We start from the raw sequence: 16,068 nt of genomic DNA on the forward strand, positions 1-16,068 counted from the left end.
CCTACCACCGCCGCAGACGACAGGACCGCCTCGGCAGATTGACCCCCATTGAATTCGAGACCATCATCAACCACGAGGCCCCTCAGGCCGCGTGACTAACCCTGTCACCTATCCGTGCACCAGGCCCCCGGCTCCATTCCCCACCCTGGCTACCAACCTGTCTCACGACAAGGCTGGCAGCCAGCGTGCAAAGGTGAGCGGGAACGGAACTGGTGCGCGGGGAATCGCTTACACACCGTGGACTGAGTGACGTTGGCGTGGATGTCGACGCGACTGTCATCAGTCAGGTGGTGGGACAGGGTGTCGAGGGATCGGTCGTCGCAGGCGGGGAGGCCATCCTGATCGTCGGCGATGGTGTTTCCGATCGTCTGCGCATGTTTCTGTATTTCACGCCTCGACCTTGCCCAGCGTGCCGAGGCGGTCGGCGATGCGGGCGGCGCGGGTGGCGACTGCGGGCGGGAATCCCATCTCGATCAACAGTTTCTTGGTGGTCGACCCGGCTTTTCCGCAACGCCCAGCGAGTCGAGAGTCGCTGCGTGGGTGGCGATCTGGTGGCCGGCGACGTTGCGGATCAGTCGCCAGAACTCCAACTGTGCGTACGTCGTGCGGCCGGTGGGGTCGTCGGAGGGCGCGGTGATCTCGACGAGTTGGTCGAAGTGTGCGTCGAGTGACGTGGTGTCGGTGTCGATCATGACGGCAGCCGTCCCTCTCATGGAGGTAATGCGGTTGGTTGGGACCGTCGTCGACTACTGCTGTGTCATCGAATTCCTGTGTCTTCAGTTGTACCCCGGGGGTCTGACAAACCTGCGGACCGGCTCCGCCAACCGATCTGATCGGCAAAGGGATCCCACTACGGGAAACGAGACGTAGGCCTCAATCGAACCACCGGCCTGCGAACATCGTCGACCCGTGTGAACATGGTTGGAATTACTCGGGAAAGCGCAGGTGACGCCGATGAAAGAACGGTTTGTCGGTTGCATCGTGGGGGGTGCGGTCGGCGACGCACTCGGGGGATCGGTCGAATTCATGTCGCGCTCGGCGATCATGGAGCGGTTCGGCCAGACGGGCATCACTTCCTACGCGCCGGCATACGGCGGAACCGGAACCATCACCGACGACACCCAGATGACCCTTTTCACGGCCGAGGGACTGCTGCGCGCGTGGCTACGGGATTGCGACGGCGGGATCTCGTGCTTTGCGGCGTCGACGGCCCGCGCCTACCTGCGCTGGTTCATGACACAGGGGGAGCGCCCCCGGCACGGCGTGCTGCCGATGGGCGAGCGCGCCAGCTGGCTGACCGAGCACCGGGAGCTCCACAGCCAGCGCGCCCCCGGCACGACCTGCCTGAGTACGCTGCGTTCCACGACGCGGCCGGGCACTCCGGCAGACAATGACAGCAAGGGCTGCGGCGGGGTCATGCGTGCCGCGCCGGTCGGGTTGTTCGCCGCTCGCGCGGAGTGGTCAGCGATGGGAACCTTCGATCTCGGAACCGCGATCGCCGCGCTGACCCACGGGCACCCGTCGGGCTCGCTGACCGGCGGCGTCCTCGCCCTGATGGTCCGTGAGCTCGCCGAAGGTGCCCCTCTCGAGGACGCGCTCGCCGCGGCAAAGAACATCCTCCGGACCAAACCCGAGCACGAGGAGACCCTGGCCGCCGTCGAACTCGCCGAGCGGCTCGCCGGTGAAGACGTCGCGCCGGAGGAAGCGATCTCCCGACTCGGCGAGGGTTGGGTGGCCGAGGAAGCGCTCGCGATCTCGATCTATTGCGCGCTCGTCGCAGGCGATTTCGAGCAGGCCATCGTGCTCGCGGTGAACCACGACGGTGATTCGGACTCGACCGGGGCGATCACCGGCAACCTGCTCGGCGCGCGCGAAGGGGCCGGCGTCATCCCGGAACGCTGGCTCGAGCAGCTTGAACTACGCGACGTCATCACCGAGGTGGCGACCGACCTGTACGAGTTCACCGACTGGGAGCTCGACGCCCCGGGCGTCGCCGACAAGTACGTGGGACTTCAGCCGACGGGCTGATTCGAGAGTCTGAGGCCGCCGCCTTCGTGGCTCGTCGCTAACGCTCCTCGCACCTCAGGCAGCAGTGATGCTGATCCCGGCGTGCTCGAGGAATCGTTCGACGAGTCGGTCGCAGCGGGCTGCGGTCTCGGGTGCGGCAGAATCGATCTCAACGGCGAGGGCCCGGGTGTCGATCTTCCCATCGTCGCTGCCCGACCGGGCGCTTGTGAATCCCTTGCGCCACCCGGAGAAGCAGTCCGGTGTGATCTCCGGGTGGAACTGCACGCCCAGATGTGGGCCGGAGACGTAGGCCTGCACCCCCGCGTCGTTGACCGCGATCACCTCGGCGACATCGGACACGGTGATGGTGTCGTGGTGGAATTCCATCCACGGGCCCGCTTCGACCAGATCGGGACGGGTGGTGCTGACGGTGACGAATCCGTGCTCGGGACGCGTGCTCGGCGCCACCGAACCGCCGAGAGTTCGCGCGAGGATCTGGGCGCCGAAGCAGATACCGAAGATCGGGATCTGTCGGCCGACCGTGTGGGAGAGGTACCGCAGTTCGGGTTCGACCCACGGCAGTGCGGCGTCGAAGGCCGAATCCGGGGAGCCGGTCACGCATACCAGGTCGAATCCGGTTGACGGGGGCGGGGGCCCGTCCTCGACGTCGTGGATGACGACGTCGAATCCGCGGTCGACGAAGGCGGGCAGCAACGAACCGAGCACCGTTTCGCGCCACTCCGGCCGCACACCGTGAACCAGTGCGAGAACCCTGCCGCCCACTTGAACTCCTTCCGAACATCTGTGTCCGGTCAGGTTAGTCGTTCGCGCGGCCGAGAAGATGCTCGGGGCGGCCGCCGCAGCGGTCCTGTTCGCCACCTACTTCTTTGCACTCATCGTGATCCTGCTGATCTCGGCTCGCGGTCCGCTGATCCGGCACACGCGCAAGGTCCTGCCCATCGCGTTCATCACGGCGATCGTCGGCGACCTCGTGGAGGTCGTCGGCGCCTGGTACCCGCTGGTGCTGTTCCCCGGCCGGTTGATGACGGGCGCGTCGGTGGCGCTGAGCACCGGTGCGGCGGCGGCGATGATGGTCGCCGACCGAGGTGAGAAGGGCCGTGCGTTCATGGCGACCGGCTCGCTCATCGGTGCCGGTACCGGTCTCATCGCGGGGATCCTCATCGCCGTGTATCTGCCCTGACAGTTGGTGACGGTCTACGCCATCCACGCGGTCGCGATGACGATCTGTCCCGAGTTCCTGTTCGCCGGATTGCGGGCGGCACCGGACCTCCTTGCGCCGGACCATGACCCGGTTCCAGCTATCGTCGAGCCAGGGTTCGCGGACGTACCGTCGGCACGCACCGGTGATCTCGACGTGGTGGTCGAGGAGTCCCGATCCCGCGACCCCGGTGCGTACCTCGTGGGGGCGCTCGGTGTCCGTCGTCTTCGCGCTCGCAGTGGTGTGGAAAGGTGCGACGGGGACCGCAGATCCGCGTCGCCTGCTGATCGATCTCGAGATAGCCTTCGCCGGCGCGGCCATCTGGATTCTGGTGTCCGCGGCGGAATGGACGTGGGTCACGCCGATCGTGCTGACCGTCATGACGGTGGTGCTACTCGACGCCGCACGCATCGCGGCGCGCCCCGCCGACGACGCGGCACCAGGCTGGCTGCGGGTCCTTGGCCGCGTCCTGGTCGGCATCTACGTCGCGTGGGCCACCGCGGCGGTGTTCCAGAACTGGGCGGCCGCGATCGGCACCGACCTCGCCGATTCGCAGTCCCTCGGCTGGCAGCTCATCATTCTCATCGTGTGTGCAGTCTTCGGACTCACTGTCACCGCCGCGGTCGGGTCCGTCCTGGTCGCCTACCCGGCTCACGCTGATCTGGGCGTTCCTCGGCATCCTGGCCACGGCGCAGGGCGAGACGACCGGCATCGTGGGCGTTGCCATCGCAACGATCGTCGCGCTGGTGGTCACCACGGGTGTCGTGTTCGTGTCGCGGCGTCGAGGTGCTGGTGCCGTCTCGACTCCAAAGCCGGTACGGCACTAGTCTTCGCGGGTCCGCCGACTGCCGGCGTGCCAGTCCTCCTGCTCGGGCGTCTCGTCGGCGGTCACGCCGAAGGCGCGCAGTTGCGGCTTCTCCCGCAGGCTCCGCTTGAGTTCGGCGAATCCGGGGAAGCTCGCCAGCCCGATCACGTGGTCCCACAACGTGACTGCGTCCTCGTCGCTCGGCAGGCGGCTGATGACCGGGCCGAAGAAGGCGACGCCGCTCGGCGGCTGGAAGTGGATGATCGGTGTGCCGACGTCACGGCCGGTCAGTGCGAGCGCCTCCTCGGTCTCGGCTCGGATCTCCGCGTCGAAGTCGGTGTTCTCGAGTGCGTCGACGTGATGGGTGGGCAACCCGAGCCCCTCCAGTACCGGGGTGAGGAAGCCGGCGGTGCCGCGGTGGTCGGTGTTGTCGACGGTGTACGTGCCGGTGTGTTCCTCGAAGAACAGCGTGCCGAGGGCCGTGTAGAACGGATCGATGGCGGTGCGGCCGTGCTCGCGACGGATGCTCGCGGCGACGCGGAGCAGCCGGAGACCGGCGGTGTGCCCGGCCTCGTACTCGGGTGGAAAATGCGCGGCGTAGTCGATGTGTGCGTTCAGCAGACGCAGCGAGATGAACCGCCAGTCGACGCTGTAGTCACGTTGCGCCTGGACCTTGCGAACCCATTTGCTCGTCATCCACGCGAACGGGCACACGGGATCGAAATAGAAGTTGATGTCGGCATCGGCCATGGTGTCGACGGTAGTGCCGAAAAACGCCCCGGGTGAACGGATCACCCGGGGCGTTCTCGATCGGTGCGGCGAGAACTAGAGGTCGAGCGAAGCGAGTGCCTCGTTGAAGGTCTTGCTCGGACGCATGACGGCAGCGGTCTTGTCCCAGTCCGGGTAGTAGTAGCCGCCGATGTCGACCTGCTGACCCTGCACGGAGTTCAGCTCCTCGACGATCTTCTCCTCGTTCGCGGCGAGGGTCTCGGCCAGCGGCGCGAACTGCTTGGCCAGCTCGGTGTCCTCGGTCTGGCCGGCCAGCTCCTGGGCCCAGTACAGAGCGAGGTAGAACTGGCTGCCGCGGTTGTCGAGCTCACCGGTCTTGCGCGACGGGCCCTTGTCGTTCTCGAGCAGCTTGCCGGTTGCGGCGTCGAGCGCCTTGGCCAGGATCACCGCACGCTGGTCGTCGAACTTCTTGCCCATGTCCTCGAGGCTGACCGCGAGGGCGAGGAACTCACCCAGCGAATCCCAGCGGAGGTGGTTTTCCTCGATGAGCTGCTTGACGTGCTTCGGTGCCGAACCGCCCGCACCGGTCTCGTAGAGACCGCCGCCGGCCATCAGCGGCACGATCGACAGCATCTTCGCGCTGGTGCCGAGCTCCAGGATCGGGAAGAGGTCGGTGAGGTAATCGCGGAGGATGTTGCCGGTGGCCGAGATGGTGTCCAGGCCGCGGACGACGCGCTCGAGGGTGTACCGCATGGCGCGGACCTGCGACATGATCTGGATGTCCAGGCCCTCGGTGTCGTGCTCGGGAAGGTACTTGTGCACCTTCTTGATCAGCTCGTTCTCGTGCGGGCGGTACGGGTCGAGCCAGAACAGGACCGGCATGCCCGAGTCGCGGCAGCGGTTGACGGCCAACTTGATCCAGTCCTGGATCGGGGCGTCCTTCACGATGCAGAGACGCCAGATGTCACCCTCTTCGACGGTCTGGGTCAGCAGGACCTCACCGGTCTCGATGTCGGTGATGTTGGCGGTGCCGCCGACCGGGACCTCGAAGGTCTTGTCGTGCGAGCCGTACTCCTCGGCCTTCTGCGCCATCAGGCCGACGTTGGGAACGGTGCCCATCGTCGTGGGATCGAACTGCCCGTTGGTCTTACAGAAGTTGATCATCTCCTGGTAGATGCGGGAGAAGGTCGACTCCGGGTTGACCGCCTTGGTGTCCTTGAGGCGGCCGTCGGCGCCGTACATCTTGCCGCCGGCGCGGATCATCGCGGGCATCGACGCGTCGACGATGACGTCGCTGGGGGAGTGGAAGTTCGAGATGCCGCGGGCCGAGTCGACCATCGCCAGCTCGGGACGGTGCTCGTGGCACTTGTGCAGGTCGTCGATGATCTCCTCGCGCTGGGCGCTCGGGAGCGACTCGATCTTGCTGTAGAGATCCGACAGGCCGTTGTTGACGTTGACGCCGAGCTCGTCGAACAGTTCGCCGTGCTTCTCGAAGGCGTCGCGGTAGAAGACCTTCACCGCGTGGCCGAAGACGATGGGGTGCGAGACGCGCATCATCGTCGCCTTGACGTGGAGCGAGAACATGACGCCGGTCTTGTAGGCGTCCTCGATCTGCTCTTCGTAGAACTTGATGAGCGCCTTCTTGCTCATGAACATGCTGTCGATGACGTCGCCGTCGGTGATGTCGACCTCGGGCTTGAGAACCAGGGTCTCGCTGCCGTCGTCCGGGATGAGTTCCATCTTGACCTTGCGGTCGCCCTCGACGGTCATCGACTTCTCGCCGTGGTAGAAATCGCCCTCGCGCATGTGCGCGACGTGGGTACGCGACGCCATCGACCACTCGCCCATGCTGTGCGGGTGCTTGCGCGCGTACTCCTTCACGGCCTTCGGCGCGCGGCGATCGGAATTGCCCTCACGCAGAACCGGGTTGACCGCGCTGCCAGGCACTTGGTGTACCGGTCGCGGATCGCCTGCTCTTCCTCGTTCTTCGGGTTGCCGGGGAATTCGGGAAGGTCGTAGCCCTTTTCCCGGAGTTCCTTGATCGCGGCGAGGAGCTGCGGCACCGAGGCACTGATGTTGGGGAGCTTGATGATGTTGGTGTCGGGATCCTGGGTGAGCTTGCCCAGTTCGCCGAGGTTGTCGGTGACTTTCTGATCTTCGGGGAGGAGATCGGAGAACTCGGCGAGGATGCGCGCTGCGACCGAGATGTCGCTGGTCTCGACTTCGATGCCGGCCGCTCCGGCGAACGTGCGCACCACCGGTAAAAACGCGTGGGTGGCGAGCATGGGGCTTCGTCGGTCAACGTGTAGATGATGGTCGGCTTCTGGGTGCTCATGCCTGATGTTCTCGATTCTGTCTGTATTAACCGGTGTCGCCGGCGACCTTGTGAGTCAGGCTTCACCGATACCACGCTTGCGGTGTGCTTGTGTGACAACTACTCCCCGATTCTGCCCCCTGTGATCAGCCTCGCGTTCAGGGGCCTCGGGTCTTGTGGTTTGATGCCGCCGGAGACGGGTCGTCCCGGTGCTCTTGAAACCAGCGTCGATGCAGGTAGTTCACATCCTCTCGCGTTCGACGTGACTTCGCGCGTGGGCGATGGCCTCGTCGAGGGTGTCGACGAGATGGTTGTCGTGGCGCAGGGAGTCGACGACGCCGACACCTTCGAGCAGCGCGAGGTGCTCGGGTTGCACCCCCTTGATGATCACGGTGACGCCGCGCTTCTCGAGATCGGCCACGATCTCGGCGAGCGAGCGGGCGCCGGTGGCGTCGAGCATGCCGAGGTGCGACATCCGGATGATGACGACCGACACCGACTCGTTGCGGTCGGCGCCCGCGGAGATGGTGGTCGAGATCTTCTCGGCAGCGCCGAAGAACATCGCGCCGTCGAGCCGGAGCAGGGCGATGCGCTCGTCGCCGGGTTGCGCGGGACCCGGCAGCGGCTCGCGGGTCACGCTCGCCCGCTGGGCGACCTGGCGCAGCGCGAAGAACGCCGCTACGACGATGCCGATCTCGACGGCCTCGATGAGGTCGAGCGTCACGGTGATGATCGCGGTGACGACGAAGATCAGGCGTCCGAGCGGGTCGACCGCAGGATCGCGCGGACGGTCCCGACGGATACCATGCGGAACGACGTCACCATGAGCACGCCGGCGAGCGCGGCGAGCGGGATCTCCGACACCGGGCCGGTGGCCAGGTAGACGACGCCCAGGAGCAACAGCGAGTGCACGATCGCGGCGACGCGGGTGCGGGCGCCGGACCGGACGTTGACCGCCGTGCGGGCGATCGCGCCCGTCGCGGGCATGCCGCCGAAGAGACCCGACGCGATCGACGCCAGGCCCTGCCCGGACAGCTCGCGGTCGGGTTCGTACGGGCCGGTGGGCGACATGGTCGCCGCGACCCGAGCCGAGAGCAACGACTCGATGGCCGCGAGCGCGGCGATCGCCACCGCCGCGCTGAACATCGCCCGCAGTGCCTCGGAGTCGACGTGCGGGATGGAGGGCGCGGGCAGCGACGACGGCAGTTGCCCGATCGTCGCCACGTCGAAGACATCGGTGAAGTAGACGATCAGGGTGACCGCGATGACCGCGGTGAGAGATTCGGGAATGGAAGCATGGACACGCGGCAGCACCACCATGATCACCGCGACCATCGCGACGACGGTCAGCGTGGACCAGGCCTGCGACCAGTCGGCGTGGACGACGACGTCGATCGCGGCGTTCAGGGTCCGCATGCCCGCCGGGGCTGCCGTGTTGAACGCGGCCGGCACCTGTTGCAGGAAGATGATTGCCGCGATGCCGAGGGTGAAGCCCTCGATGACCGGCCACGGGATGAATGTCACGGCGCGTCCGAGTCCGAGTACGCCTGCGATCAGCACCAGCAAGCCCGCGAGGACGGTGACCATGGCGATGCTGCTCAGGCCGTGTTCGGCGACGATCGGCGCCAGGATCACCGCCATCGCGCCGGTGGGCCCGGACACCTGGACGTGCGAGCCGCCGAAGACCGCGGCGACGAGACCGGCGACGACCGCGGTGATCAGGCCCGCGGCGGCGCCGACGCCGGAGCTGATGCCGAAGGCGAGCGCCAGGGGGAGGGCGACGATGCCCACGGTCACGCCGGCGAGGATGTCGGTCTTCCAGCTCCGGGGGAGGTCGGCGTAATCGCTGCGTCGGGGGGCGAAGCCCTTGATCCGGGCGAGCGTGCCGGTGACGGCGTCGGTACTCACCGGCGGGTCACCGGTGGAAGTGACGAGATGGCGTCGAGGTGCTCACGCTGAGCGTCGAGGGTGTCTATCAGGAACGTGCGCGCGATGACCAGGAGATCGGAGATCTTCGGGTGGGCGAGTTCGTAGAAGACGGCGTTGCCGACGCGGTTGGCGGTGACCACCCGGTGCCGCTTGAGGACGCCCAGATGCTGCGACAGCAGCGTCGGCTCGAGGTCGGTGGCGGCGAGGAGTTCACTGACCGGCGTCGGATCACCGTTGGCGCTGAGCACCTCGAGGACCCGGATGCGAGCGGGGTGCGCGAGGGCCTTGAACAAGTTGGCCTTGATCTCGTACAGCGGCTTGTCGGGGCCGGGATCGGTCACGGGTCACTCCAACGGCGGTCGGTAGGCAGGCAGTGCCAGTTGATGACTTGACGGATTGAGAAATTCATCAATCCATACTATAGCTCGTCCCTGAACACGGAAGCACCCCGCGGCCCTGGTCCGCGGGGTGCCCCCGATCGATCAGGCTGGATCAGCCCAGATCGAAACGATCGTTCTCGGCAACCTTCACCCACGCCTTGACGAAGTCGTTGACGAACTTCTCGGCGTTGTCGTCCTGAGCGTAGACCTCCGACAGCGCGCGCAGTTGCGAGTGCGAACCGAAGGACAGGTCGGCGGCGGTCGCCGTCCACTTGGTCGCGCCCGACGAGCGGTCGACGACCTCGTAGACGTTCTCGTCGGTGCCCGACTTCCACTCGTAGTCCATGCTGACGACGTTGCGGAAGAAGTCGTTGGACAGCACGCCCGGGCGATCGGTGAACACGCCGTGCTTGGAGCCGCCGTAGTTCACGTCGAGGGCACGGAGTCCGCCGATCAGCACGGTGAGCTCCGGAGCGGTGAGGCCGAGCATGTAGGCGCGCTCGAGCAGCAGCTGCTCCAGCGGGGCCTTCTCACCGCCACGGCTGTAGTTGCGGAAGCCGTCGGCCGCGGGCTCGAGCACCTCGAACGAGTCCACGTCGGTCTCCTCCTGCGAGGCGTCCGTGCGACCCGGGGTGAACGGTACGGTGACCGGGAAACCGGCGGCCTCGGCGGCCTTCTCCACGGCGGCGGCGCCACCGAGGATGATCAGATCGGCCACCGACACCTTCTTGCCGCCGGACGCCGAGTCGTTGAAGTCCTTCTGGATCTGCTCGTAGACCGGCAGGGCCTTGGCGAGTTCGCTCGGCTCGTTGACCTCCCAGTTCTTGATCGGTTCGAGACGGATGCGTGCACCGTTCGCGCCGCCGCGCTTGTCGGTGCTGCGGAAGCTCGCCGCCGACGCCCACGCGGTCTTGAGCAGCTGGGTGGGCGATAGCGCCTCGAGCAGCTTGCCCTTCAGCGACGCGATGTCGGAGTCGTCGACGAGCTCGTGGTCGACGGCCGGCACCGGGTCCTGCCAGATCTGCGGCTCGGCAACCCACGGTCCGAGGTAGCGGGTGACCGGCCCCAGGTCGCGGTGGAGCAGCTTGTACCAGGCCTTGGCGAAGGCCACCTCGAGTTCCTCGGGATGGTCGAGCCAGCGGCGGGTGATGTCGGCGTAGATCGGCGACTCGCGCAGGGCCACGTCGGTGACCAGCATCGTGGGTGCACGTCCCGGTCCGCCGAACGGATCGGGGATCGTGCCGGCTCCCGCACCGTCCTTGGCGACGTACTGCCATGCGCCTGCGGGACTCTTCTGCAGCTCCCACTCGTAGCCGTAGAGGATCTCGAGGAAGCTGTTGTCCCACTGGGTCGGCGTGTTGGTCCAGACGACCTCCAGACCCGAGGTGATGGTGTCCTCCGCCTTGCCGCTGCCGTAGCTGGACTTCCAGCCCAGGCCCTGCTGCTCGATCGGTGCGGCCTCGGGCTCGGGGCCCACGAGATCGGCGTCGCCGGCACCGTGGGTCTTGCCGAAGCTGTGGCCGCCGACGATGAGGGCTGCGGTCTCCTCGTCGTTCATCGCCATCCGGGCGAAGGTCTCCTGGATGTCGTAGGCGGCCGCGATCGGGTCCGGCTTGCCCTCGGGCCCTTCGGGATTGACGTAGATCAGGCCCATGGTGGTGGCGCCGAACGGCTTTGCCAGTTCGCGTTCACCGGAGTAGCGCTTGTCGGTGCCGAGCCACTGGTCCTCGGGGCCCCAGAAGACCTCTTCCGGCTCCCAGATGTCCTCGCGACCGAAACCGAAGCCAAAGGTCTTGAAGCCCATGGATTCCAGCGCGACGTTGCCGGCGAAGACCAGCAGGTCCGCCCACGAGAGCTTGTTGCCGTACTTCTGCTTGATCGGCCACAGCAGGCGTCGGGCCTTGTCGAGGTTGGCGTTGTCCGGCCAGCTGTTGAGCGGGGCGAAGCGCTGCGCACCCTGACCGCCGCCACCGCGGCCGTCGAAGATGCGGTAGGTGCCGGCGGCGTGCCAGCTCATGCGGATGAACAGGCCGCCGTAGTGGCCGTAGTCGGCGGGCCACCAGTCCTGCGACTGGGTCATCAGCGAGACGAGGTCGGCCTTGAGTGCCTCGACGTCGAGCTTCGCGAATTCCTTCTTGTAGTCGAAGTCCTCGCCCAGCGGGTTGGACAGCGGGGAATGCGCATGCAGGACCGACAGATCGATCTGCTCGGGCCACCAGTCCTTGTTGGTCAGCGGCGCATGCGCTTTGGGCTCCGGCGACGGGATCGCCGGGTTCTCGCTCTCGCTGTTGCTCCGGGTGTCTTCTGCGGAATTCGGTGGGCGGCTGTCGGAGGTCACGACATTCCTTTCGATGGTGGAACCGATTGGGCTGCGATCACGGGCGTGATCAAATCGGGGCTGAACTGACGCAATCCGGGCAGAGTCCCCAGTAGATGACCTCAGCTTCGTCGAGGACGAAACCGTGATCGTGGGAGGCGGTGAGGCACGGTGCCTCGCCGACCGCGCAGTCGACGTCCTCGACGGTTCCGCAAGAGCGACAGACGACGTGGTGATGGTTGTCGCCGGTGCGGAATTCGTAGAGCGACACCGAACCCGACGGTTGGATCCGCCGGATGAGACCGGTTTCGGTCAGCGCCCGCAGGACGTCGTAGACGGCCTGGCGGGACACGTTGGGCAGCGTCTGGCGAACGATGCCGTAGATGGTCTCGGTGTCGGTGTGGGGATGTTCGTCGACGGCATGCATGACCGTCACCCGTGGTTGGGTGACTCGAAGGTCCGCGGCCCGGAGTTGCTGGGCATAGTCCGATGTCGATGCCACGCGACCACCTTAGGCACACCGTCTACGCGTTCACGTCGTTTTTCTGGATCTGATCAAAACTCCGTGGGAACAGCGGATTGACGGGTCAGCTGAGAGGGAGCGTGACGCGGTCGTCGTACACGACCACGGGAGACGCAGGGCCGCTGCCGGAATGGTGACAGTAGCTGTCCTAGAGGCCTGGCAGCCTCGTGACGTGACGACGAATGAGAGCAACCCACCCATCATCCTGATCGCCGGACATTGGCTGGGGGCGTGGGCATGGGACGAGGTACTGGAACACCTGACCGCGGCGAGTCGGCGGGCCATTCCGATGACGCTTCCCGGCCTCGACGAGCAGGACTGCGGACGGGCCTCCAGGACGCTCGACGACCAGGCGAAGGCGATCGGACAGACGCTCCTCGGAGCAGGGGCATCCGAGTCCGTGCCGGTGGTGATCGTGGCGCACAGCGGGGCAAACGCGCCGGTGAGTCTGGTGCTCGATCGGCGGCCGGAACTCATACGCCGCGTGGTCTGGGTTGACAGCGGTCCCGTCGCGTCGGGGAGCGTGTTCGCCCCGGATGCGCCGGAGGATCTGGACGAGCTTTCGCTGCCGCCCTTCGATGTACTCGGGGAGCAGGCGAGCTTCGAGGGGCTGAGCACCGAAGCGCTCCAGCGATTTCGGGCCAGGGCCGTTCCGGAACCCGGGCTCGTGCTCCGGCAGCGGGTGGAGCTCACCAACGACGCGCGTCTGGCGGTCCCGACCACTCTGGTGTGCTGCTCGATCCCGAGCGCGCGGATAACGGAGCTGGCCGACGCGGGTCACCCGATGTTCGCCGAGGTGTCGAGGCTCGAGCAGGTCGACTTCGTCGACCTGCCGACCGGGCACTGGCCCATGTGGAGCCGACCCGGCGACCTGGCGCACATCATCACCGAGGCGGCGGGTCTCCCGGTCGGTTGAGTTCGGTGCGTCGGAATGCTACGGCGCGAACGTCTACGGCTGCGCGCAGGCCGGTGCGTCGGCGTCCTCCGACAACGGCTTGCCGGGCGGCATCACGTAGAGGACGTCGAGGATCACCGGAACGGTGCCGAGGTTGGTGCCCTCGTGGGTGTTGACCTTCCCGCCGGGCTCTTCGATGATCTGGCCCGCCCGGTAGACGACCGGCTTGCAGTCCGCTCCCGGGTGGGTGAGAGTGCCCTGCCGGACGAAGCCGTAGATCTGGGCGTCGTGGTAGTGCCAGCCGGTGGTGCCGCCGGGGGCGATGGTGATCTCGCGGACCTCGACGTGAGCGCCCTGGGGGATGAACGGCAGCAGTCCGGCAGGGATGTCGGTGTGGGCGAGGGTGACCGCTGAGATCCCCGACGAGGGAGTCGCATTCGCGAGGGCCGGCCCGAGGAGGCCGGGCGTGAGGAGCGTGGCCGCGGCGAGGGCGGTGATTGTTGCGGTGCGGAAGGTCATCGCGCGAGATTACGACGCGACTGGGCGCGTGAGCTGCGATTTCGACGAATCGGTCGCGATTCTTCGCTCACTTCGTCCGTTCGCGCTCACGCGATATCGATGAGCGCGAACGGATCCCGTGATCGCGACGTCAGACGCGCGCGGTGCGGACACACGACGACGGCCGCCATCCGAAAAGGATGACGGCCGTCGTGTTGTCTTGTGCCAGATCAGCTGTCGATGCCGACCAGTTCCTTGGCGAGCTCGGCGAAACGGATCTCGATGGCCGAGACCACCCGCTGGCGGTTCTTGTGGGTCTCCTCGTAGGCGAGGGTCACCCGCAGATCGGCCGGCGTGGTGAGGTCCTTGACCGCGGCCACGGCATCGCCGACGTTGAGGTCGGTGTAGCCCTCGATCGGCAGGTCCTCGGCCTCGACAGTCCCGGTGATCGCGCGGAGCTGGTGGAGTGCGTCCGCGGCACCCTTGGCGCCGTTGTCGCGGGCACTCTCCTCGACAGCCTCGAGGGCTGCGTCGCGTCCGGCGGCGACGGTCTTCGAGACAGCGGTGCCCGCGTTCTCGATGGCGTCACCGGCGCGTGAGGCGGCAACCGCGGCGTCGTCTACGGCGCTCGCGAAGCGGCTGCGTACCAGCGCGACCGGATCGGGGATCTGTCGGGCGAAGTCGGCGGTCCGGTCGATGGCCCACGAGGCGCCGTTGGCCGGTGCGGCGAGCGCACGCGCGGCGAGTCCGCTGACCCACTGGGTCGGGCCACGACGCAGTGCGGTCGGCCCGCCCAATGCTTCTTCGGCGAGAACGGTGGTCAGCCAGTCGGCCGTCGCGGTGTGGGCGACGATCAGCTTCTCGGCGAGATCGACGAGTGCCTTGTCCTCCTGACCGGTGGCGAGGGCCTTGAGGTACGTCGAACGTGCGAGGAGTCGCTGCTCGAGGGCGAGATCGTCGAGGAGTGCCTCGTCCAGCGGCTGGGCCTGCTCGACGACGGTCTTGGCCAGGGCGCCGACCCGGCCGATCACGGGACGGATCACGTCGACGAGTCCCCCGCGTTCGCGGAGGGCTTCCTCGATCGCGACGGCGCGCAGCCGGGCGTTCTCGGCGTTCTCGGCGAGCTCCTTGCGGATCGCGTCGGTCCGGGCCTGGGCCTGACGCGTCTCGGCGATCTGGATCTCGGTGTGGGTCATCGCGAGGATTGCACGAAGTTGCTGGTGGACGGTGGTGGTCGAAACAGTCATTCGGTCTCGCTCCCTTCTCATCCGCGACGGGATGTGTACGTCCAGAGTGTTGCCACGACGACCGGGTACGTAACCTCCCTCTCGATATCCGCCGCAGTGTTGATCCGAAAACTGTTATGCCACAGTCGCCTACGTGGTTGGTGAGGTGGGTCACAGCCGGGTTTCGTGCACCGGGGGAAAAGCGCGAAGACGACAAAACGCCCCCGGTCGACGCATGGTGCGTCGTCGGGGGCGTTCTGCCGGGATCGTCCCGGCTCGATCAGTAGGAGTAGAAGCCGCGTCCGGACTTGCGGCCCAGGTGACCGGCGTCGACCATGCGGCGCAGCAGTGCGGGCGGCGCGAAGTGCGGCTCGGCGAACTCGTCGTACAGCGACTCGGCGGCGGCAAGGGTGATGTCGAGGCCGATGGTGTCGACGAGGGTCAGCGGTCCCATCGGGTAGCCGCAACCGCCCTTCATTGCGGTGTCGATGTCCTCGGCCGAGGCGTAGCCGGAGTCGTACATCCGGATGGCCTGACAGAGGTATGGGATGAGCAGAGCGTTGACGATGAAGCCCGAACGGTCGCCGGCGTTGACCGGGTTCTTGCCCAGAACGTCCTTCACATAGGTGCTGACCGCTTCGGCGGTCTCCGGCGAGGTGACCAGGGTCGAGATGATCTCCACCAGCGGCATCACCGGGACCGGGTTGAAGAAGTGGACACCCACGACGCGCTCGGGACGCTTGGTCGCGGTGGCGACCTTGATGATCGGGATCGACGAGGTGTTGGTGGCCAAGATGGTGTTCTCGCCGACGGCCTCGTCGAGGCGCGCGAAGATGTCGCGCTTGAGCTGCTCGTTCTCGGGAGCGGCCTCGATGACCAGGTCGCGGTCGGCGAGGTCGGCGTAGTCGAGGCTGACGCGCAGACGGCCGAGCGCGGCGTCGGCGTCCTCCTGGCTGAGCTTGTTCTTGCTGACGGCGCGGGCCAGGGACTTCTCGACGCGCGCACGCGCGGCGTCGGCGAACTCCTGCTTGACCTCGATGATGACGACATCGCTGCCGGACTTCGCGCACACCTCCGCGATGCCAGCTCCCATGGTGCCGCCGCCGATGACGCCGATGTTCTGCACAGTAAAACCTCCGAGTCGAGTTACACGACAAACGGTAGTACGTCGGTTGGGTCCGGCGGAGTCGAGGTCACCCGCGCCCTCGGCCTGACTCGCCCCGCGG

General features: G+C 66.8%; 12 protein-coding genes and 3 pseudogenes. 4 read left to right on the forward strand and 11 right to left on the reverse strand.

The features are described from left to right. Positions 1-239: 239 nt before the first annotated feature. Positions 240-692 (reverse strand): annotated as a pseudogene (locus BJF87_RS25640) (HNH endonuclease); the annotation flags it as partial. 262 nt (positions 693-954) lie between these two features. Here BJF87_RS25640 and BJF87_RS01425 point away from each other — a divergent pair. Continuing rightward, a complete protein-coding gene (locus tag BJF87_RS01425) occupies positions 955-2,028 on the forward strand; it encodes an ADP-ribosylglycohydrolase family protein (protein ID WP_075862537.1) in 1,074 nt (357 codons plus the stop codon). A gap of 54 nt (positions 2,029-2,082) precedes the next feature. On the opposite strand, the gene BJF87_RS01430 is transcribed toward BJF87_RS01425, so the two are convergent. After that, positions 2,083-2,790 (reverse strand): type 1 glutamine amidotransferase, encoded by a 708-nt coding sequence (locus BJF87_RS01430; RefSeq protein WP_006359784.1) that lies wholly within the window; start codon positions 2,788-2,790, stop codon positions 2,083-2,085. Positions 2,791-2,848: 58 nt separating this feature from the next. Between BJF87_RS01430 and BJF87_RS26495 the strand changes: the two genes are divergently transcribed. Beyond that, positions 2,849-3,208, forward strand: coding sequence for a hypothetical protein (locus BJF87_RS26495; protein ID WP_006359785.1), 360 nt, complete (start codon positions 2,849-2,851; stop codon positions 3,206-3,208). A 608-nt stretch (positions 3,209-3,816) separates the two neighbouring features. Next, a complete protein-coding gene (locus BJF87_RS26500) occupies positions 3,817-4,053 on the forward strand; it encodes a hypothetical protein (RefSeq protein ID WP_230461840.1) in 237 nt (78 codons plus the stop codon). Here the strand turns inward: BJF87_RS26500 and BJF87_RS01445 are convergent. From BJF87_RS01445 to BJF87_RS01470, 6 genes and pseudogenes are all read right to left on the reverse strand, one after another. Continuing rightward, positions 4,050-4,781, reverse strand: a complete 732-nt coding sequence (locus BJF87_RS01445; protein ID WP_040004259.1) for a hypothetical protein — start codon at positions 4,779-4,781, stop codon at positions 4,050-4,052. The genes BJF87_RS26500 and BJF87_RS01445 overlap by 4 nt on opposite strands. Positions 4,782-4,856: 75 nt before the next feature. After that, positions 4,857-7,095: pseudogene (locus BJF87_RS01450) on the reverse strand (NADP-dependent isocitrate dehydrogenase). Between the two features lie 220 nt (positions 7,096-7,315). Next, a pseudogene (locus tag BJF87_RS01455) lies at positions 7,316-8,982 on the reverse strand (SulP family inorganic anion transporter). Then, on the reverse strand, positions 8,979-9,344 hold the full coding sequence (locus BJF87_RS01460; RefSeq protein WP_005198129.1) for a metalloregulator ArsR/SmtB family transcription factor: 366 nt from the start codon (positions 9,342-9,344) through the stop codon (positions 8,979-8,981). Before BJF87_RS01460 ends, BJF87_RS01455 begins: the two are co-directional and overlap by 4 nt. A gap of 151 nt (positions 9,345-9,495) precedes the next feature. After that, complete coding sequence (gene katG, locus BJF87_RS01465) at positions 9,496-11,721, reverse strand: catalase/peroxidase HPI (RefSeq protein WP_005198130.1); 2,226 nt, start codon at positions 11,719-11,721, stop codon at positions 9,496-9,498. 49 nt (positions 11,722-11,770) lie between these two features. After that, positions 11,771-12,202 (reverse strand): Fur family transcriptional regulator, encoded by a 432-nt coding sequence (locus BJF87_RS01470; protein ID WP_006359790.1) that lies wholly within the window; start codon positions 12,200-12,202, stop codon positions 11,771-11,773. Between the two features lie 193 nt (positions 12,203-12,395). On the opposite strand from BJF87_RS01470, the gene BJF87_RS01475 reads away from it, so the two are divergent. Further along, entirely contained in the window at positions 12,396-13,139 is a 744-nt protein-coding gene (locus BJF87_RS01475) for an alpha/beta fold hydrolase (protein WP_035754652.1), read from the forward strand. Between the two features lie 33 nt (positions 13,140-13,172). Here BJF87_RS01475 and BJF87_RS01480 read toward each other — a convergent pair whose 3' ends face one another. From BJF87_RS01480 to BJF87_RS01490, 3 genes are all read right to left on the reverse strand, one after another. Continuing rightward, positions 13,173-13,637, reverse strand: coding sequence for a cupin domain-containing protein (locus BJF87_RS01480; protein WP_006359792.1), 465 nt, complete (start codon positions 13,635-13,637; stop codon positions 13,173-13,175). A gap of 209 nt (positions 13,638-13,846) precedes the next feature. Further along, the gene (locus tag BJF87_RS01485) at positions 13,847-14,863 is read right to left on the reverse strand and encodes a hypothetical protein (protein ID WP_035754513.1); all 1,017 of its coding nucleotides are present in this window, start codon (positions 14,861-14,863) and stop codon (positions 13,847-13,849) included. Between the two features lie 259 nt (positions 14,864-15,122). Then, on the reverse strand, positions 15,123-15,968 hold the full coding sequence (locus BJF87_RS01490; protein ID WP_005198135.1) for a 3-hydroxybutyryl-CoA dehydrogenase: 846 nt from the start codon (positions 15,966-15,968) through the stop codon (positions 15,123-15,125). Between the last annotated feature and the right edge of the window lie 100 nt (positions 15,969-16,068).

It is taken from the genome of Gordonia sp. CNJ-863, assembly GCF_001942325.1.
Lineage (GTDB): Bacteria > Actinomycetota > Actinomycetes > Mycobacteriales > Mycobacteriaceae > Gordonia > Gordonia alkanivorans.

Excerpts from the sequence above, each read along its gene's own strand:
- BJF87_RS01425 (WP_075862537.1), top strand. The coding sequence starts at position 955 with ATGAAAGAACGGTTTGTCGGTTGCATCGTGGGGGGTGCGGTCGGCGAC.
- BJF87_RS26495 (WP_006359785.1), top strand. The coding sequence starts at position 2,849 with ATGCTCGGGGCGGCCGCCGCAGCGGTCCTGTTCGCCACCTACTTCTTT.
- BJF87_RS01445 (WP_040004259.1), bottom strand. The coding sequence starts at position 4,781 with ATGGCCGATGCCGACATCAACTTCTATTTCGATCCCGTGTGCCCGTTC.
- BJF87_RS01480 (WP_006359792.1), bottom strand. The coding sequence starts at position 13,637 with ATGACCTTCCGCACCGCAACAATCACCGCCCTCGCCGCGGCCACGCTC.
- BJF87_RS01485 (WP_035754513.1), bottom strand. The coding sequence starts at position 14,863 with ATGACTGTTTCGACCACCACCGTCCACCAGCAACTTCGTGCAATCCTC.